Below are 21,410 nucleotides of genomic sequence, written 5' to 3' on the forward strand. Positions count from 1 at the left end.
CTAGGAAGTGTTTTTTTAGGATTAGAATAACTAATAAGGGTATCGATGAGATACCCTTATTTACTTTGAGACCTTCATAGGGATATTACAGCTTGTGAGATTGTCTCTAAATATCAAATAGTTGTTTACAAAGTACATATATAGAAGGGTATGGTTAAGCGCTAAGTTGTCAAAATAATAGCTAGCCTCTAGTATACAACTTCAATCATCCATACCTTTGAAAGGTTGCCGTTTCTCAAAAGAAGTAGTTGACCAATGCTGTTAAGCTGTTTCTCTCTTCATACAAGAACAGAGAAATCAAATAAGAAAAGACAGAAATCATTTTATACTTATAGCTGATTGGGCTGACTATGGATAGCTCAAAATTATCATAAGAAAACCTGATGTATTCGATAAGTTATTTATTGTACCATAGATTTTTCAGTTCCCAAGCTGAATTGAGAGTTTAGGTTTATAGGCAACACTAAAAATTGTTTTGAAAAAAACTCTAAGTCCCTAATTATAATTTTCTACTTGATACTACGATGATATATAACAGTGTGCTGTTCGATATGAGGAAACTGGTTTTTACATTGGCATTTTGCTTTACTTTTCCTTTCAGTTTGTTAGCCCAACAGGATACACTTTTATCTAAACTTAGTCTTGCCGATTCCCTCTTAAGCAATGATAGGGATAGTGTTGCCTTTCAACTGCTTAATGAAATCAAACCTCAGGAACATTCTTTTGGAAAGCTGGATAGTCTCAAATATTTCAAGCTGTATGGTGATTACTATCTTCATGTGAACCAGTACAAGAATGCAGTTGCTTCATATCAGGTTCTATGGGATATCCAATCAAAAAGTAAAGAAGAAATACTTGTCAAAGCCAGAGGCTTGAATGAGTTAGGCATTTGTTATATGCGGCTTTCTGAAAGGGATTCGGCGAAAAAGTGCCATCATCAAAGTGTTGAATTGTATAAACAGTATGATGACCTTCAAGGCTTGGCTTTTAATTACAATAACCTTGCGCTTATCTATGATGCATTGGGTGAGTTTGATTCTGCTGTATATGCACAAAACCAATCCATCCACTATGCTACACTTATTCCTGATTCTGTTGGTATAGGCTTTGGGTATATGGGCCTTGGAATTTTTTACCACAATACGAATCATATTGTCAAATCCTTGGAAAACTTCCTGCAGGCTCAACAAATATTTGAAGCGTTAGATGACGAACAAAAAATAAATTACATCCGCTTAAACATCTGCAGTATTTATGAGTCTTTGGAAGATCATGATGCCGCTTTATCGGTGACAAGAAAAGCCGTTCAATATTATGAGCAAAAAAATCAACCTTATTGGATGGGAAGGGCTTATTTTAATCTTACCAATTCATTCATAAATCTCAATCAGCTGGATAGTGCACTCATTTACATTGATAAAGCTATTCAGAATTACCAAAAATCAGAGAGGCCAAGGGGACTGGTTCTTTCTTTTCTGGCAAAGGCTAGGATTTTTATAAAAAATAAGGAGCACCAACATGCTATTACTTCTCTTGAAGAATCACTCAAACTGAATAATAAGCAGTTTCTCATTGATTATGATAATGCTTATGTGATAATGGTGAATATCTATCTTGAATTGGGAGAGTATGAAAAAGCGAGAAGCATTGCCGAACAAATGCTTAAGGTATATGATAAACAGATTAAACCAGACAGTAAGGTTACGTACTATAAAGCACTTTACGAAAGTAACAAACGGGAGGGGAATTCAGCGAAAGCGCTATACTATTTAGAGCAGCAGAAAAACTACACAGACTCAATCGCTAATAATAATCAGGCAAGGGAAATGGCTAAGGTTGAGTACAACTACAAGCTCGAAAAGGAACAGGAAGTGTTTGAAAATGAAAAGAATGCATTGGGAGTTGAGTTGAAACAGCAACGAACACTTTTCTTCATTTCTATGGTGGCTGTTTTGGCATTTATTCTGGTAGCTCTCTTGATATTAAGATTGTATTTTCTCAAAAAGAAGGCACATAACCAGTTACATCAGCTTAATGAGGAGATAGAGCAACAGTCTGAAGAATTAAAATTGACAAACGATGCATTGGTAAGGTTGGGGAATTTCAAAGAAGCGATGACAGGTATGATTGTCCATGACTTGAAAAACCCACTGAGTGTAATTCTTGGTACAGAATCGGAAAAGCCATCCACCAAGCAGATGGCAAGACAGATGCTTCAGCTGGTGAACAATATGCTTGATGTGCAGAAATTTGAGAATGCTGAAGTTCAACTCAATCTGAAAGACTTTTCGTTGCCAACATTGATAACTGAGACTATTGAGCAAGTTCGTCCTCTGTTATCTGAAAAGAATATTACCATTATTCCTTCGGTGAAAGCGTCAATAGGAATTAAGGCAGATCGAGAGATGATATTCCGTGTATTGGTCAACTTACTGACAAATGCCATCAAGTTTTCACCTAATAACGGTACCATTGATATAGATGTCACTCAGGTTAAAGGGGGAATAAATGTTTCTATTCAGGATCATGGTGTAGGTATTAAACAAAGTGAAATTGCTCAAATATTTAATGTCTATAAGCAAGTGGATGCCCGTAAGTCAGGAGGTGTTGCTTCTACTGGAATAGGGTTGGCATTTTGTAAATTGGCTATAGAAGCTCATAACAGTGTGATTCAGGTTGAGTCTGAAGAGGGGAAAGGAACCCGATTCTCATTTTATTTACCTAAAGCAGATAGTGATGTTCAGCATGAAGGGGTAAAGGTATTGTATGATGATTTCAAGATTCAGGAAAGTGAAAAAGCAATGATTCTGCAAAAGACCCCACAACTAAAAGCACTTAAGTTGTATCAGGCATTTGAGATTGAAGAAGTATTATCGGATTTGGAGCAAAATCAATCTTCAGCTATTAGTATATGGTCAAAAGCAGTCTTGGATGCTGCTTACGCCAACAACAAGGAGTATTACGATGAGTTGCTGAAAAAAGTAAGTCAAAATTAATGTCATTCAAGTAGGTTAGGTATAGCATAGATAGACAAAGTGTAGACAGTCTGATAGATCGCCTTCATATTTTAACCTAAGCTTTCTACTTTTATAGCATGTAATAAGATAATTGTATTTCTATAGCCTTGGTATTCAGGTGATTTTTTAATAATAAGACTAGGTTTCTAATCGACTATTATGATTCGTATTATACTTTTTGTTACTTTTTTAGTAAGTGTTTTCTCTTTCCATTCTTCTGCTCAAACATTTGGTAAACCTCAAAATATCAGTCATGTATTAGAACTGATCGATCAGAAATATTTTGATGAAAATTCTGAACTTGACAGTTTAGTAAAGGTAGTGGAAACGGAGCTAGAAACGAGTTCGACTCAACTAAAGCCTTTATATCAGCTAGGGCTAGGCACTTATTTATTGCGACATACCCAAGAACATAAACAGGCGAAAGAACTGCTCTTAAGTTCGTACAATCACAAAGACAATTTGCCAGATAGCTTGAAGCAATACGAATACGAGATGCTTGACAATCTCGGATTGGTATATATGAAGCTGATTAATCATGACTCAACGAAATGGGCATACGAGCAAGCTTTAAAATACCTAGATCCAGAAAAGGAGAAATCAAGGATGGCAGTTCTGTATATTAAGCTTGGTGGCTTGGCTATGGACGGGTTTCAAAACATGGAGCTTAGTAAGGAGTTTTATCAGAAAGCTGCCAAACTTAGACCTTTTTGCTCAGGTTCTGATACACTGTTGGTGGATTGGCACATTGCTTTAGGGTTCGGTAGGTATCATTTCAATAAACAGAATCTTGACTCATCTGAAATCTATTTTGAAGATCTTCTACAGACAGCCCAAAAAATGCCAATAACCCAGAATAAGGATTATGTAGAAAGTATGGGGTATTCGTATTTGGCCAATATTGCCTTTGACCAAGGAAAATATAATGAGGCTTTAAAATATGATCTTCTTTCCCTAGAGCTTGAACTAAGAAATAGCAGCCCTCTTAATCTGATAGCTTCCTATAACAATTTGGGAGATGACTATATGCTGATCAATAAACAAGACTCCGCTTTTTATTATTATCAGCTAGCACTCAATCTATCGGAGGAATACCAATCAGCTGATAGAAAGATTGAAGTTCTTAACAACTTACATGAGTTCTATGCTAAAGTAGGAAAGACTAAAAAAGCCTATGAAACGCTTCTGGAAAAAAATGAAATCGAGGACACCCTTCGCTTGCATAGAAATAATTTGAAATACAATGAGCTGTTGAGGCAGTATGAAGCTGAAAAACAAGAAAAAGAAATTCAAGATCAAAAAGATCAAATTGATCTACTGACGGCTCGTGAGCAACTTTCTAGTTTAAGACTTACTATTCTGATAGTAGTAGTGGTTGCGGTATTGCTATTAGGCTTTCTTTATGCAAGGTACCGTTTGGCGATTAAAGAGAGAAAAGCGAGGGAGTTGGAAGTTATAGGCCGTTTCAAAGAGTCCATGACAGGTATGATCGCCCATGACCTAAAAAATCCATTGAGTGTGATATTGGGGATGGAAAGTGAAAAGCCATCCACCAAACAGATGGCAAAGCAAATGTTGCAACTAGTCAACAATATGCTGGATGTACAGAAATTTGAAAATGCAGAAGTTCAGCTCAATCTGGAAGATTTCTCATTGACTGCTCTGGTTTCGGAAGTAATAGAGCAAGTTCGCCCGTTATTGTCCGAAAAAAATGTAACTATTATTCCGAAGGTGGAGTCCGCAGTAGGCGTTCGAGCAGACCGAGAAATGATTTTTCGAGTACTAGTCAATTTCCTAACCAATGCCATAAAGTTTTCGCCTAATAATAGTACCATTGAAATCGAAGTAGTACAAGTGGAAAAGAAGGTAGAAATCTCTATTCATGATTATGGTACTGGAATAGAAAAGTCTAAAGTTGCGGAGATTTTTAATGCCTATACACAAGTAGATGCTCGAAAGTCAGGAGGTGTGGCTTCTACAGGCTTGGGACTTTCCTTTTGTAAGTTGGCTGTCGAAGCTCACGGCAGTACTATTCTCGTCGACTCTGAGTTGGGGAAGGGAACAAGCTTTACCTTTTCGTTGCCAGAGTCGGAAGAAATAGTCGATCATGAAAAGCTGACAGAATCATACAATGAGTTTTTAGTTACCGAAATGGAGAAAGGTTGGATACAAGATAAGCTTCCACAGCTCAAAGCACTGAAACTGTATCAAGCCTTTGAGATCGAAGAGGTGTTAGAAGATTTGGAGCAGCATAAATCGGCTACTATTGATCGATGGAGCAAAGAGGTGCTGGATGCAGCATATGCAAACAATAGGGAGCATTATGATGAGTTGCTTCGAAAAGTGAGTCAAAATTAGGATTAGCTGAGTGAATATTACTTAGGATACTAAGCTTTGTAAATATAAAAGCCTTCTCTTTTCGATAGAAGGCTTTATTCGTTTCAAATTTGAAGAATACTCTCTTGAGGTGAAAATTAAAGGTCCATAATTTCTACCCTTAAGTTGGCTTCTTCATCAAGCCCCATTTTTTTCTTTAGCCTGAACAGTGCTGTACGTGTACTGGCAGGTGTAATGTTGAGTAGCTGTGCGATCTGTTTGTTGTCCATTCCCAGTTTTAGATAGGCGCAGAGTTTCAAGTCTTTATGAGAAAGGTCTCCGCACTTATCAGTAATGGCATTGAAAAAGTCAGGATGCACTTCATCAAAATGCATTTTGAAGGTGTCCCAGCTGCTGTCAATATCAATATGGTTGTAAACTCTTTTTCGGAGTGCTTTGAGTTCCAACCCAATATCCTCTTTAGGATTGTCAATTTTCCTTTCCAGTTCTTGCAGGCTAGTATGAAAATCCTGCAACAAGCCGTTCTTTTCCACTATCAGCATGGAAGTTGTACTAAGTTTCCGGTTTTTCAGCTCTATCTCACTTCTAAGTAATTCCTTGATGGCTTCGTGTTGTTCACGGATTCTAAGAGCAGTATTGATTCTTGCAATCAGTTCGACAAAATCAATCGGTTTACGAACATAATCTACAGCTCCTGCTTCCAGAGCAAGGCGCAAGTCATCTGAGTTAGTCATTTGTCCTGTGGCAATGATTACTGGAATCTCGTGCGTTTTTTCTGACAACTTGAGGCGCCTTGTCGCTTCAATACCATTCATAACAGGCATGTCCCAATCCATCAGGATAACATCAGGCAATTCTTCTTCTGCTACCTGACAGCCAATCTCTCCATTTCCAGCATTGATTACGGTGTAATTCCCTGATTTACTTAGCTCATTGGCAATTAGCCGAATAATCTCCCGCTGGTCATCAACAATAAGGATAGTTTTTTTATTCATAAGTATGCTTTGTCGCTTTGATGCAAAGGTAATGTTATGAATAAATGTAAACAATCACATCTGCTTCATACTTTATTGAAGCTCCTTTTCGGGTCTTTTTCAATGATTGGCGGAGGGGAATATAGTTTGGTGATAATCGGATTTGATAGACAGTTGTCTCAACATTGATTTGTGAAAGGTTGTTTATATAACATGGTGTAGTATTGGAATCGGAATACTTTTTTTCTCAAATATACTATAGTCTTCATTGCTTGTAACGCTTTGTCTACGCTCCTCCTCTAGGTTGTTGACGCTTTGTCTACGCATGTTTTAAGGTATTTAACACTCATCATCAGACCTTTGTAAAGTGGTGGAATTGAACACCTACCAGAAAATTGAAAACTAAAACAATTGAGAATGTTGACAACACTTTTACAACATGTCTGTAGCAGCATTTGGCGATTCCTCGCTGTTTTTTTGCTACTGATTCCTGTTCTAGTACAGGCGCAACAAAGCGAGATTGAGCCTAACAACAGCGTCAGTAGTGCGCTGTCATCAGCCAACCGCTATTATACAGAGAACCATATTACGGGCTCTGTCACCAGTACAGATTCGGATTTCTGGATTATCTCCCGTAGTGGTATGGAGACCTACCAGGGGCTGATTTATTACGCTACGGAAATTTTCACGAACAGTCCGAATATTGAGATACTTGTTCATCAGTATGAGGGTACGTGGGGAAGTGGCACTTCGAATACTTACAATCTCGAAGAGCTAAAGAATAGCTGGGGATGTACAGATCAGTGTCCGTTATTACTGGACTATCATATAGAGGGAAAGGATTATCACTATGCCTTTGAGATCAAAACGACTTCAACCTCGGCGCAAAGTTATGACCTAAACCTGTATGGGCACACTTATACGGATACAACCCCTTACACTAATGAATGGTGGATGATTAATCCTCCCACTACAGCGGTATCGAGTATCGCAATAAGTGAGAATGTAGCGAACCTGGATCTGACTTCTTTTACAGCGATAAGTGATACCGTTAGTTATGTGGTAAAGATGAATACTTCTAACTCCTTTGCTAATCTGGAGAGCGGTTTTACAACGCTTACGGGAAGTACTGACTATGTAGGTGGAGAGCAAGTGGTTTATGTAGGTAACAATGCCACACCAAACTTAACGATTACAGGTCTTTCGGAGAATACCACTTATTACTTTAAGGTATATCCTTATAGTAACCTTCATGGTTATCTGCAATACAATAATAGTGGAACGGTAGTAAGCAAGAAGACTTGTGGTGCTCTTCCTGGGCAGCTTCCAATGTTCAGGTGGAAAACTACAGTTCATCTGAGATTACCTTGAAGCAGTTTAATGCAGCAAGTAGTGCAGATGGATACGTGGTGATGATGAATACAGAGGACAGTTTCACGGCTCTTGAGAGTGGAAGTACGCCAGCACAACTTATTCAACGGCTGGACAGGTAGTGTATGTAGGCAACTCAACATCTCCAAATATTAGGGTAAGTGGGTTAAGCGAGATGACGCAGTATTACTTCAAGGTATATGCCTATAAATCTTGTGGTGGTTACTATTGGTTTGAGCAGACAGGTGCAGGAGGAAATACAACAACTTGCGGAACGCCTTCTCCCAATACTGATATTTACGTTTATCCTCATCTTTTGAAGGATACGTCTTTTACATTCGCGACACATTTTGGTTTTACACCTAATGGTGACGGTCATGTGGTAAAGATCAATACAGTAAACAGCTTTACGGATTTGAATGCGACAGATAGCGCCTTGCCTTCTGCTAATAGCGTTTATAGCGGTAGAGGAGAACAAGTGGTACTGGCTGGTAACAATGCTACTTTAGAAGTGACAGGGTTGTCACCGTTCACCACGTACTACATCAAGGCGTATGCTTATAAGAGTTGTGGGGATGGGACGTATTACTTTGAGAATACAGGTTTTACAACATCAACGACAACATGTGGTTTTGATGCAGGGCTAGCTTCCGGAGCGGTTTTTGGCAATGTGACAGATAGCAACCTTGAGCTGAAATCATTCTCAGCACCAACAACCGGAAGTGTAACGGGGTATATCATCAAGATGAATACCACTAAGAGCTTTACGCCCATCAGCGAGAGTACTGATCCACTTCCTACAGCGAGTACCGCTTATGCAGGTGGTGAGCAGGTGATTTACGCAGGTACTTCTACGATTCCAAATCTGACGGTTACAGGACTTTCAGCAAACTCCACCTATCACTTTACGGTGTATGGGTATAGCAATTGTGGGGGATCGAATTATACATTCTATCAGCAGGAGGGCTATTACTTTGTAAAGTATAATGGCAGTAATCCTGAGCCTACCTTGGTTTTCAATGACCTGACCAAAGAATATGGTACGGGCAGCTTTGACTTATCCGCTACTTCCAATTCCAATGGTAATATCACTTACCAGATTGTTAGCGATTCAGGGGGAGGAACTTCCTTGAGCGGAACGAACAATAAGACGGTGACCTTGGGTAACGTAGGTAGTGTAGTGATTGAAGCGACTCAGGAACCGGACGGCAGCTATGCTTCTACGACAAAGCGTATAACGCTAACGATTGAGAAGCAAGCACCGACGATTAATTTTGAAAACGCAGTGGTAAGTATTAGTGAATCGACTTATTCTCTTTCTGCAGGAAGCGATTCTGATGGTACAATTACTTATAGTATCGTAGGCGCTAACAATGGACATTCGATTACTGGAAGTACACTAAATGTAACGGGTACTGCCGGAACAATTACGGTACGCGCCTCTGTAGCAGCAGGCACCAACCACAAGGCGGATTATGCGGAAGCTTTGGTAACCGTAGCCGATGTGACTACCACATTTATCCATAACGGAGTAGACCAGATTTACCAGATCAATGCAGATGGTACTACTACGAGTCTGGGAACGCTTTCCGGAGGAGATTATGTACGTGCTGGTATGGTGAAAGTCGGAAACAAGCTGTGGACTGTGGAAGTGACTCACTCAACAGATTATTACGGTCGTATCTATTATTATGATAAGACTGACGGAACCGTAACGGTTGCCTATAATTTTAATGGAGCTCAGGGACCTTACCCTTGTGGATTAACGCTGTACAATGGTAAGTTATGGGGATTTTCATATTTTAACTCAAATAATAGAAGCGGTATTTTTAGTATAGATCCTACCGATAATACCTATACGTATGAATATGAGATTCCAGAAACTGTCGTACCAGGATTCACTATAACGGCGCTAACCGTTGTTGGTGATGCATTATATGGGGTTTCAAACCAGGGAGGTGCTAATAGTAAAGGAACAATCTTTAAATATACTCCTGCTACAGATACTTTTGAGGTAGTATATAATTTTGTCAATACACCAATAGCGGAAGAGTTAAGTTATATCAATGGAAAATTGTGGGGAGGAAGTTATGACGGAACGAATCATTATATATACTCGATCACGCCAGGATTAACGGATATCCAAAACTATACGCTTGATGCAGCGTGTGCTTCCCCTCGTCTATTGACCAATGTTGAAGGTGTAGTGTATGGCGTGGCTTCTGGAGATAACGGAACTAATTCTTATGGTGCTGTTTTCAAGATCAACACTGATGGGAGCGGTTTTACGAAACTAAAAGTATTTTCTGATTCAGGAGCAGAACATACTCCGGACGGAGGATTACTATATTCTGGAGGAAAGCTATATGGTACTACAACGAAGGGAGGAGCTCTAGGCAAAGGTGTTTTCTTCAGTATAGATACAGATGGGAGCAATTACGCTGTAGTAGCAGACTTACCTTCATCGATGTCAAATGTCTTTATCCAGAATGGAAAAGTATTGACGGATGTGGTGGCGAATGTAAAGCAGAATGCAGTTATCTCTTACAGCAACCAGACGATGAATTATCTGGATACGCTGACTTTTGCCCCGGAATATACTAATGAAACCGTAAGCTATGAGATCATCAGTGATCCAAATGGTACCAATTCTGAAATTATTGGAGATCAGTTGATCGCTAAAGGAGCAGGAACGGTAACAGTACGTATCACAGCGGTGGCTGACGATGTTTTCAATGCTGGAACGTTGGATTTTACGGTAACCATTAATCAACTGACACCAAGCATTCAGGTAAGTGATTTGGCGAAAGTTTATAGAGGTGCAGATGTGAGTTTGTCAGCAACTTCTGTGGCTACAGGGGCTTTCTCTTACCAACTGCTAACAAACAATACAGGAAGTGCGATCTCTGGAAATACCCTGACATTGGGTATACCGGGAGAAGACATTATCCGTGTAACACAGGCGGCAGATGTCAATTATAAGTCGACTTATGCTGATTTCAGATTGACCATCTCCGAAGCACAGGTGAGCACTTGGAATACTGCAGCGATTTCAAAGCAATTGCAGGATGCAGACTTCCAACTTTCTGTAACGGAGGATGCCAATGTGGCAGTGAGCTATGAGATTATCTCTGATAACACAGGAAGTATCATCCTGAGTGGAAATACAGTAAGACTGGGGGATACTGACGGTACAGCTCAGATTCGAGCGACGGTGGTAGAGCCTTATTACGCGCAGAAGGAAGGAACGATCGAGCTTACTTTAACTAAGAAAGATCCTCAAGTAAGCTGGAATCCGGCAGATATTGAGTACAATACCAACTATGGGGCTGATCAGTTTAATGCAGAAGCAGCAGTAGAAGGAACTTTTACCTATGGTTACTATTGTGACTATATGGAGACTCCGCTGGATGCCTATTGTTCACTGGATGACAACTATACAGAAACCAAGGGGATTGGTACATCCATAGGACTGAGAGTGATCTTCACGCCAGCAGATACTGATTTGTATCAGACCATCACCATTGAAAAAAATATTGCGGTAGCTCCGATTAACTTGGTGCTGAAGGCAGAGAATGTGGTGGTGTTTTCTGGCGAGCCTGAGCCATCTCTTACTTATACGATTCAGAGTGGCTACTTGGTAGCTGGGGATCATGTGATTTACCTGCCACTTACTCGTGAAGCAGGAACGGCAGCAGGTACGTATGCAATCATAGCAGACAATAGCTCAACATTATATTGTAATTCTAATGTTCCGACGGTTTATAGAGGATCTTTGGAAGATCGTTATTTCTGTGATCCAGCGGGTAACTATAATATTACCTTTATTCCAGGCACTTATACTATTATAGACCGTTATCCGGTAACTATTAGCTTTAATTCGACAGAGTTAAATACTAATTATGATGCTGCGGCACATGTAGTAAACATTGCAAGTATTACCAAAGATCAGGATGGCAGTACAGTATCTCCATCGGTAACTGTAACTTATGAGGGAACGAACGGAACTGTATACGCTAACAGTACGACACCTCCAGCAAAGGTGGGTGAATATCTGGTAACAGCGGCTGTAGATGCATCAGACCCTACCTATGCAGGTAGCACCACTGCAATCCTGACCATTGCACCAGTTGCGTTGACAGTCACGGCAAATAACCGTAGCATCACTTATGGGCAAGATGTAAACACTGGAAATACGGTCACTTTCTCAGGGTTTGTAGGAACAGATACAGAAGCTGACTTGGGTGGAAGCCTTGCTTTCAATGCTATTGCAGCAACGAATGTAGGTAACTATGAAGATGTTATTATTCCTTCTGGTTTATCCAGTGATAATTATACAATCGGTTATGTTGCTGGTGATCTTTCGATTACAACAAAGTCAATTACTGTAACAGCAGAGGCAGCAGGTAAAACTTACGGAGAGGCAGATCCGGCACTGACGATTCAGCTTACGGAAGGCTCGCTGGAAGATGGCGATGTGATAACGGGTAACCCATCAAGAGTAGCAGGTGAAAATGTTGGCACATATGCGATAGAGTTGGGAACTGTATCAGTAGGTGATAACTATACGCTAAGCTTCGTGGGTAATGATTTCACTATTGTTAAGGCAGCATTGACCATTGCAGCCAATGATTATACGAATACCTATGGAGATGGCATCACAGATTTGCCTTTTACAGTAAGTTATAATGGTTTTGTGAATGGAGACAGTGAAACTAACTTGGATGGAACACTGACATTCGCAGCCATTATAGATAAGAATGCAGGTGTTCAGACAGGTGTTATTGTGCCATCAGGACTAAGCAGCAATAATTATGACATCACGTATGAGAATGCGGATCTGACCATTGAGAAGGCGACCCTATCAGTCAACTTCTTCCCGATCACTTCGGAATATGGTTATGTGTATTATAAGGCAGAATATGGGGTAGACTGGAATATGACAGGTTTTATGTATGGAGAAGATACAACAGATCTGGAAACACCTTATGACTATCCGTTTCCGAAGTACACAACAGCGCAGATGAACAATGGATCGGTGATGTACGAGGTGGGTAACCATGCAAATGGAGTGAAATGGATTTATTTTAATACCTGGACAACGAATAACTATGAGATGGTAAGAGCAAGTGGCCCCTATGCCCTGACAGTAGTACCGCATCCTATTACGGTAACTGCCAATGCTCAGACAAAAGTGTCAGGTGATACAGATCCATCATTGACTTACAATTATACGCTATCGTATGGACCATCCAATGAACATCATCCTGATGCTAGCTATTTGGATGTTTCAATAATTCCTTCCTTTACAGGAAATCTGAGCTGGGATTCTACCAATAATGTAGGTGTATATCCTATTGATCAGCATACATTGGCGATGAACAGCAACTGGGATGTGACTTTTGTCTCCAATACGGTTACCGTAACCAAGAAGCCAATCACCGTGACGGCAGTGGCTCAGAACAAGGTATATGGTGATGCAGATCCTGCACTTACTTACTCAATCACGAGTGGGAGCTTGAATGCAGGGGATACCTTTACGGGTAGCTTGTCAAGAGCAGCAGGTGAGAATGCAGGTACTTATGCCATCTCACAAGGTACTTTGAGTGCTGGCGACAATTATACGCTAACGTTTGTAGAGGCAGACTTGACGATTGGTCAGAGAGCGATTGAAATCACAGCTGATGTTGGAAGCAAAACATATGGCGATGCCGATCCGGCATTGACTTACCAGATCACTTCAGGCGCACTGGTTAACAGCGATTCGTTTGCAGGTGGATTGTCAAGAGCAGCGGGTGAGAATGCAGGAACCTATGCGATCAATCTTGGAACCTTGTCAGCAGGCAGCAACTACAATATGAGTTATGTGCCAAGCAGCTTGACAATTGGCAAGAGGTCAATCGAGGTGACAGCAACGGCAAAAAGCAAAACATATGGCGACGCTGATCCTTCACTGACTTACCAAATCACATCAGGCGCGCTGGTTAACAGTGATTCGTTTGCAGGTAGTTTGTCAAGAGTATCGGGAGAGAATGCCGGAACCTATGCGATCAATCTTGGAACCTTGTCAGCAGGCAGCAACTACAATATGAGTTATGTGCCAAACAACCTGACAATTGGCAAGAGGTCAATCGAGGTGACAGCAACAGCACAAAGCAAGACTTATGGTGATGCCGATCCTTCACTGACTTACCAAATCACATCAGGCGCGCTGGTTAACAGTGATTCGTTTGCAGGTAGTTTGTCAAGAGTATCGGGAGAGAATGCCGGAACCTATGCGATCAACCTAGGAACCCTTTCAGCAGGTGGTAACTACAATATGAGTTATGTGCCAAGCAGCTTGATAATTGGCAAGAGGTCAATCGAGGTGACAGCAGTTGCTCAAAGCAAGATTTACGGTGATGTCGATCCATCTTTGACTTACCAAATCACATCAGGCGCGCTGGTTAACAGTGATTCGTTTGCAGGTAGTTTGTCAAGAGTATCGGGAGAGAATGCCGGAACCTATGCGATCAACCTAGGAACCCTTTCAGCAGGTGGTAACTACAATATGAGTTATGAGCCAAACAGCTTGACTATTGGCAAGAGGTCAATCGAGGTGACAGCAAGAGAACAAAGCAAGACTTACGGCGATGCCGATCCGTCTTTGACTTACGAAGTTACCTTAGGTACACTAGTTGCTGGCGATGCGATTTCAGGTAGTCTGTCAAGAGTATCAGGGGAGAATGCAGGAACTTATGCGATCAATCTTGGAAGCTTGTCAGCAGGTGGTAACTATAATATGAGTTATGTGTCAAGCAGCTTGACTATTGGCAAGAGGTCAATCGAGGTGACAGCAATTGCTAAAAACAAGACTTACGGCGATACTGATCCTTCTTTGACTTATCAGGTTACTTCCGGTTCATTGGTGGCAGGAGATGCCTTAACAGGTAGCCTGACAAGAGTTGTAGGAGAAGATGTTGGGAATTATACGATTGAGCAGGGAACTGTTGCAGTAAACAGTAATTACGATCTAAGTTTCGTTTCCAATCAACTGAGTATCGGCAAAAGAGCAATTGAAGTGACAGCCAATGACCAAAGCAAGTTTGTAGGTGCTACGGATCCTTCATTGACTTACACAATCACTCAAGGCAATCTGGTATTCTCAGATATATTGGGTGGTGAACTCTCAAGAGTGACAGGAGAAGGCATTGGCAATTATGCGATTAATCAGGGAACACTGTCTGCAAGTTCAAACTATGACTTGACTTTTGTACCGGGTACATTGACCATTACTGACCTGATTCCTCAGACCATCACATTTGCGCCATTGGCAGCAGTGACATATGGCGACAGTCAATTTATGCTGACTGCAACAGGAGGTGATTCAGGCAATCCTATCACATTTACAAGTATGGATAACAGTATTGCACAGGTAAGTGGCACTACAGTGACTATCCTAAGGGCAGGAACGGTGAATATCAAAGCTTCGCAGGCCGGAAATGCAACTTATGCAGCAGCAGCGGATGTGATTCAGCCATTGACTGTCAGCAAAAGAAGCATTGAAGTAACAGCCGATGCGGCAGGCAAGACCTATGGTGATACCGATCCAACTTTTACATATCAGGTCACTTCTGGTTCACTGGTAGCAGGTGATGCAATTTCAGGATCATTGTCGAGAGTGTCGGGTGAGAACATTGGAGAGTATGCCATCGAGTTAGGAACTGTAACAGCTGGAGATAACTATACAGTTAGCTTTGTCTCGAATGACTTGACAATTGGTCAAAGAGCAATAGAAATCACAGCCGATGCGGCAAGTAAGACTTATGGTGATATTGACCCAACTTTCACTTATCAGGTCACTTCTGGTTCATTGGTAATGGGCGATGCATTTAGCGGTACACTTTCAAGAGTGTCAGGTGAAGATGCTGGAACTTACCAAATCGGACAAGGGACAGTTACTGTTGGAGCCAACTATGCACTCAGCTTTGTCTCAAATGACTTGACGATTGGTCAAAGAGCGATAGAGATCACAGCCGATGCTGCAAACAAAACATATGGTGATATTGATCCAACTTTTACATATCAGGTCACTTCCGGCTCACTGGTAGCAGGAGATGCAATTTCAGGAACACTTTCAAGAGTGTCAGGAGAAGATGTTGGTACTTACCAGATCGGACAAGGGACAGTTAATGCTGGAGCCAACTATGTATTAAGCTTTGTTTCAAATGATTTGACAATTGGTCAAAGAGCGATAGAGATCACAGCAGATGCTTCAGGCAAAACATATGGTGATCCAGACCCAACCTTCACCTATCAGGTTACAGCGGGTTCACTCATATCAGGTGATTCATTCAGCGGTACACTCTCAAGAGTAACGGGTGAAGATACAGGTACTTATGCCTTTAGTCAAGGTACAGTCACAGCAGGTGATAACTACGTAATGACTTTTGTGTCTGATAACCTGACCATTGCGCAAAGAGCAATTGAGGTGACAGCAGATGATCAGTTGAAAATGACTGGTCATGACGACCCTGTCTTGACTTATACACTGTCAAGTGGTGCACTTCAGTTCTCTGATATGCTGTCAGGTAATCTGATAAGGGAAAGCGGTGAGGCGATTGGTAGCTATGCCATCAATCAGGGAACAGTGACAGCAGGGGCAAACTATGACCTGACTTTCGTTCCAGGTACGATGATCATCACAGACCTGATACCTCAGATTATTACCTTTGAACCTTTGGCAGATGTACAATATGGTGATGTGCCATTTACACTGTCAGCTACAGGAGGTGATTCAGGAAATCAGGTAACATTTACAAGCTCTAACGAAAGTGTAGCGACTGTTGAGGGCAATACGGTAACCATTCATGGTGTGGGAACAGTTAATATTACGGCGTCCCAGTCAGGAAATGATACATATGCAGCAGCGCTAAATGTAACCCGAACATTGACGGTAACAGTTGGTAGTATTGAAATTACAGCAGATGCAACAAACAAAACGTATGGCGAAGCAGACCCTGAATTGACCTACCAGATTACGTCAGGTAGCTTGGTGGAAGGAAATATGCTGTCAGGAAAGTTGACAAGACAAGCAGGTGAGTCTGCAGGAACTTATACCATCATGCAGGGCACCCTTTCAGCAGGGGAGAACTATAGCATCAGTTTTGTACAGTCTGACCTCACTATTGAAAAAGCAGTGCTTACAGCTACAGCTATTGATCAAAACAAGACTTACGGTAGTGAGAATCCTTTCTTTGAGGTGACTTATACAGGTTTTGTAAATAGTGATAACGCTAGTGATATTGACGAAGTGCCAGTTACGGCTACAGTAGCGACTAGCACATCAGACGCAGGAACATATCCGATCACAGTATCAGGTGGTTCGGACAATAACTACAGTTTCAACTATGTAAATGGTACACTGACAATTACCAAAGCCATTCAGAACATCACGTTTGAACCTTTGGCAGATGTCAGGCTGAATCAGGAAACAGTATTGTTGAATGCTGCAGCAAGTTCAGGTCTTTCAGTCAGCTTCACGGTAGTATCGGGACCGGCAACAGTCTCAGACAATATCCTGACTCTAACGGGCACCGGTCAGGTGACAGTTGCGGCAAACCAGTCCGGAAACGGTAACTACCTGGCTGCTGAGGAAGTGGAGCAAAGCTTTATCATTCAAGAACCAGTGGTGCTAGCACAGTCCATTACTTTTGAGGCAATTCCAGCCAAGACATATGGGAATGATGCCTTCGAATTGGTGGCAGCAGCTTCTTCAGGGCTGCCGGTAACATTTACGGTAGCTGACCCAACAGTAGCAACGATTGATGGAAACATTGTCACGATTATCGGAGCAGGCACTACGCTAATCACTGCATCACAGGAAGGCAATCAATCGTATGCTGCAGCAACACCAGTAACACAGGAGCTGACAGTAAGCAAAGCCCCACAGGCAATTGTGATGGAAGGTATTCCAGATCAGGTGTATGGCAGTACGTATCCATTGTATATGCTGACTGATATGGGGCTGCAGGTAAATCTTGAGATTCTATCAGGACCTGTAGAAATCAGTAACAATGAATTGCATATCATTGGGGTTGGTGAAGTAAGCATCAAGGCGACACAGGAAGGAAATATGAATTACTTCCCAGCAGTGGAAGTACTCCTGAACTTCAGTGCCGTGAAAGCTGAGTTGACTGTAACAGCAGATGATTATGTGATAAAAGAAGGTGATGCCATGCCTGCACTTACATACCGTTTTAATGGGTTTGTGAATGGTGAGGATGCTTCAGTCATCGATGTTCTGCCAACTGCCACTACGACGGCATCAGAAGAAAATCCGGTTCCGGGTGAGTACCTTATTGAACTCTCAGGAGCGGAAGATGATCATTACACTTTCCTTTACGTGGATGGTTTGCTAACGGTGAATGTCATTACAGCGCTGGCAGATGAAATCCTTCAGGGAGTACAGCTTTATCCGGTACCATTTGAAAAGGAGTTTCAGTTAGTGTTGCCTAGAGGCGCCAAAGGAATATTTGAAATGACGGTAAACGGTACGGATGGCAGAGAAGTACTGCGCAAGCAGCTAGATGCTTCCAGCCTATCACATACCATTACTGAGATGGGGCATCTGCCTAAAGGCATGTATGTGATACAGCTTAGTCAGGGTGATGCAATTGAGCGTTACCGTATTATCAAGAAGTAATTAACCTGGTTATCGTCAGATAGTCAGCTCAAAAAAAGAACCTTCAGGGAGAAAACAATTTCTCTCAGAAGGTTCTTTTTTAGGTTCTATTGCATTAATTGGATATTGCTACTTGATCATAACCTTAAAATTCAAGCATATTTAGCACTTCCCAATTAATGTGACAGAACTAATTCTTAAACCTTCACCACCATTTTACCTTTGTTTTTGCCACTGAATAGACCTAGGAATGCCTGCGGGATATTCTCAAAGCCTTCCACGATAGTTTCCTCATACTTGAGTTTCCCTTCCTGAAGCCAGCCAGCTATGGCTTTGATTGCTTTGGGAAATTGCTGCTTATAGTCGGATATCAGGAATCCCTGCATAAGTGCAGTGTTTTTGACTAGGAAGGGCTGTACACTGAGGCCTGTGGGAGGTGACGTTTCATTGTACACGGAAATGGCTCCGCATACGATGATACGGGCGTATTTGTTGATGGAGAATAAAACAGCATCAGCAATTTCGCCGCCCACGTTATCGAAATAAATGTCTACACCATCCGGACAGACCTCTGCGATGGTCGTTTTCATATTCTTCGTGGTCTTGTAATTGATGCCCGCATCGAATCCGAATTCTCCCTTTAGCATATTAATTTTCTCATCAGTGCCGGCAATACCCACCACATGGAGTCCAAGTATTTTACCGATCTGTCCAACGATACTGCCCACCGCACCTGCAGCACCACTAACCACCAGTGATTCTCCCTGCTTGGGTTTTCCGATTTCCATCAGTCCACAATAAGCAGTCAGGCCTGTGATTCCGAGCACCCCAAGATATGCAGAAAGCGGCGCCTGGTTTGGGTCGACCTTGGTCAGGTCAGCTCCAGAATGTATTTGTTGCTTTTTCCAAGGGAGCATTCCGGTAACATAGTCATCTTGCTGAAAACCATCGTTTTTGGACTCCTTTACCCGGGCTACACAGCCAGATGTAATAGGCTTGTTCAATTCAAATGGTGGTATATAGGACTTAGCGTCATTCATTCGTCCTCGGAGGTATGGATCAACGGATACATATTCCAGTTCGAGTAGCAGCTGTCCGTCTTCCAGTGACTGAACTTCTTCTTCAATAAATTCGAAATCAGATAGTTGAGGGGTTCCTTGGGGGCGGTTTGCTAGTAGGATTGTTTGAGACATGTTGTTTTGGGTTTAATTGAAATTAATTATTCAGTTGTTTTCACTACCATATTGGTTAGCTATTATTTTCCATTTTCCTAATGAACAGAAAAAACAAGGAGCTGCTGATTGATTTCTTGAATGAGGTGTACCTGAGGAAGATTAAATTTAAAATCTGACTTGTAAATCAACAGATAAGTTCCCTGTCAGTATTACTGATTAACCTTAGCATTTTAGGAAATATTTTTTCAATGCGTGCTTAAGGTTGAGAGGTTTATCAATTTACTAAAAGATAAGAAGAGACCTTAATTTTATCAGGAATCACTGAAAATTCACTTTGACTATTTTCTACACTCTATTTGGTAAGGTAGAAAGGATAGGAATTGAATAAAGCAAATTCCTAGGGAGATTTTTATTTCAAATCATGATTTAACAATACTCGAAATAAAAACAATAGGATTTAGATAAACATTTTGCTTTAAGTCATATTATCACTGATATTTATAATTATATTGTTTAACACAAAAGGAAATTATCCTTTCAATGTTGTTAAATAATAATAACATGATAAGGATTTCATATTTTAATGTGTATTTCCTTTTTAATATACTATTATTTTGTTTTGCATATTGTTAAACTTGACATATTAAAAGAAATCCCAACGAAAAATTAGGATTTCACAATCTCTTTTCATTAAGACCTAAGTTGTTTAATTATATAAGCTCTAATTTTTTTTAAGTAACTGATGGAAACAAGAAGCTGGTAACTCTATAAAACACTTTTATCCCTTTTAGCAGAATATTTGACCATATTCTCTTGGCGTTACTAGTATTTATCACGATTAACAATCTATGTATTAACAAGTCTTCTCCTTCGAGATCTGAAGTTATGTAAACCCGCTCCAATTTTCATCACTCTATCTAATGCCCCTTCTCTTCTTAGCCTGAAAATATCCTTGAGGATTCTGAGCCTTTTAATCCCGCAGATAGCATGCTCAACACGAACCCTTATACTTGCCAGCTTTCTATTCGCCTCTTTCATAAAATCAGGTAGCTCAATCCCTTTGTGTTTTTTGATAGGCACAATGAATGTAACATTATCAAGATCAATGCCCTTGAAGGCTAAGTCCCCCAGTAGCTTGATACCTTTTTTAGGAAAGGCAAACTGTTGTTGATCAAAAAGCTTTTTATCATGAATACTACCTGCTACAGTCTCAGAAAGATAGAGCACTTGCTTACCCTCTTTGTCGGTGATGACAAGGTTCTTGGTAGTATGTCTCTTCTTCTTTCCACTGTAGTTCATCTTTTGCTTTTCCGAGTCCTTTGGACGCTGTATGAGGCGTTCTACTCCATCCACTAAGAATACTTCACTCCAGTAAGGCTTAAGTTTTTTTCGAAACTCTTCCATTACATTGGCAGGTAGCTCTCCTACATAATTTAATGTTTGTAGTAAGCAGTTTCCCAGGAAATATAGCCATTCACTTACCTTACTTTGACTGATATTGAAATACAATCCTAGTGATTCTTGCGTGGGATTCTCCTTCAAGCTATATAGAATAAAAAAGAGTTTAGTCTCTATCCCTTGGAGACTGCTGTTACGGTAATCATCCAGCTTCTTCAAAGGCTTCCTGCGAGGCCTCCCTTTCATGGTATACTGCTGTAAGGCTTCAACATAAACATATGAGAAAATTCCTTCCAATTCTCTCAACTCTTCCTTGGTCAAGGACGTTAAACTCTGTAGGCGACGGGCACTTATGGATTTAGGTTTCACAACTAAATGAGTGCTTTGTCGCCTTCTTTTGTTCCTAATTCACAACTTTTTGTTAATCGTGATAATGTCTACTATACATCACACATATAATCATTTTGGTAAAGGC

General features: G+C 40.9%; 8 protein-coding genes. 5 read left to right on the plus strand and 3 right to left on the minus strand.

From position 1 onward, the window contains the following. Positions 1-551: 551 nt before the first annotated feature. The gene (locus V6R21_RS00340; protein WP_334239817.1) at positions 552-2,996 is read left to right on the plus strand and encodes a tetratricopeptide repeat-containing sensor histidine kinase; all 2,445 of its coding nucleotides are present in this window, start codon (positions 552-554) and stop codon (positions 2,994-2,996) included. A 180-nt stretch (positions 2,997-3,176) separates the two neighbouring features. After that, complete coding sequence (locus V6R21_RS00345) at positions 3,177-5,375, plus strand: tetratricopeptide repeat-containing sensor histidine kinase (RefSeq protein WP_334239819.1); 2,199 nt, start codon at positions 3,177-3,179, stop codon at positions 5,373-5,375. 116 nt (positions 5,376-5,491) lie between these two features. Here V6R21_RS00345 and V6R21_RS00350 read toward each other — a convergent pair whose 3' ends face one another. Continuing rightward, positions 5,492-6,349, minus strand: coding sequence for a response regulator (locus V6R21_RS00350; RefSeq protein ID WP_334239821.1), 858 nt, complete (start codon positions 6,347-6,349; stop codon positions 5,492-5,494). Between the two features lie 396 nt (positions 6,350-6,745). Between V6R21_RS00350 and V6R21_RS00355 the strand changes: the two genes are divergently transcribed. From V6R21_RS00355 to V6R21_RS00365, 3 genes are read left to right on the plus strand one after another with little or no spacing between them, the layout of a single operon-like run. Then, positions 6,746-7,699 carry a hypothetical protein gene (locus V6R21_RS00355; protein WP_334239823.1) on the plus strand — a complete coding sequence of 318 codons (954 nt, stop codon included), beginning with the start codon at positions 6,746-6,748 and terminating at the stop codon, positions 7,697-7,699. After that, complete coding sequence (locus V6R21_RS00360; RefSeq protein ID WP_334239824.1) at positions 7,696-7,821, plus strand: hypothetical protein; 126 nt, start codon at positions 7,696-7,698, stop codon at positions 7,819-7,821. The genes V6R21_RS00355 and V6R21_RS00360 overlap by 4 nt, the downstream gene beginning before the upstream one ends. Further along, positions 7,821-18,383 (plus strand): MBG domain-containing protein, encoded by a 10,563-nt coding sequence (locus tag V6R21_RS00365; protein ID WP_334239826.1) that lies wholly within the window; start codon positions 7,821-7,823, stop codon positions 18,381-18,383. The genes V6R21_RS00360 and V6R21_RS00365 overlap by 1 nt, the downstream gene beginning before the upstream one ends. Positions 18,384-18,559: 176 nt before the next feature. Here V6R21_RS00365 and V6R21_RS00370 read toward each other — a convergent pair whose 3' ends face one another. Together V6R21_RS00370 and V6R21_RS00375 are read right to left on the minus strand one after the other, a co-directional pair. Then, positions 18,560-19,555, minus strand: a complete 996-nt coding sequence (locus V6R21_RS00370; RefSeq protein ID WP_334239829.1) for an NADP-dependent oxidoreductase — start codon at positions 19,553-19,555, stop codon at positions 18,560-18,562. An 828-nt stretch (positions 19,556-20,383) separates the two neighbouring features. Beyond that, a complete protein-coding gene (locus tag V6R21_RS00375; protein ID WP_334239830.1) occupies positions 20,384-21,304 on the minus strand; it encodes a transposase family protein in 921 nt (306 codons plus the stop codon). Positions 21,305-21,410: the final 106 nt, after the last annotated feature.

It is taken from the genome of Limibacter armeniacum (assembly GCF_036880985.1).
Classification (GTDB): domain Bacteria; phylum Bacteroidota; class Bacteroidia; order Cytophagales; family Flammeovirgaceae; genus Limibacter; species Limibacter armeniacum.

Bases quoted from the DNA above. Each gene is read 5' to 3' on its own strand.
- V6R21_RS00355 (WP_334239823.1), top strand. From the start codon at position 6,746: ATGTTGACAACACTTTTACAACATGTCTGTAGCAGCATTTGGCGATTC.
- V6R21_RS00370 (WP_334239829.1), bottom strand. From the start codon at position 19,555: ATGTCTCAAACAATCCTACTAGCAAACCGCCCCCAAGGAACCCCTCAA.
- V6R21_RS00350 (WP_334239821.1), bottom strand. From the start codon at position 6,349: ATGAATAAAAAAACTATCCTTATTGTTGATGACCAGCGGGAGATTATT.
- V6R21_RS00345 (WP_334239819.1), top strand. From the start codon at position 3,177: ATGATTCGTATTATACTTTTTGTTACTTTTTTAGTAAGTGTTTTCTCT.
- V6R21_RS00340 (WP_334239817.1), top strand. From the start codon at position 552: ATGAGGAAACTGGTTTTTACATTGGCATTTTGCTTTACTTTTCCTTTC.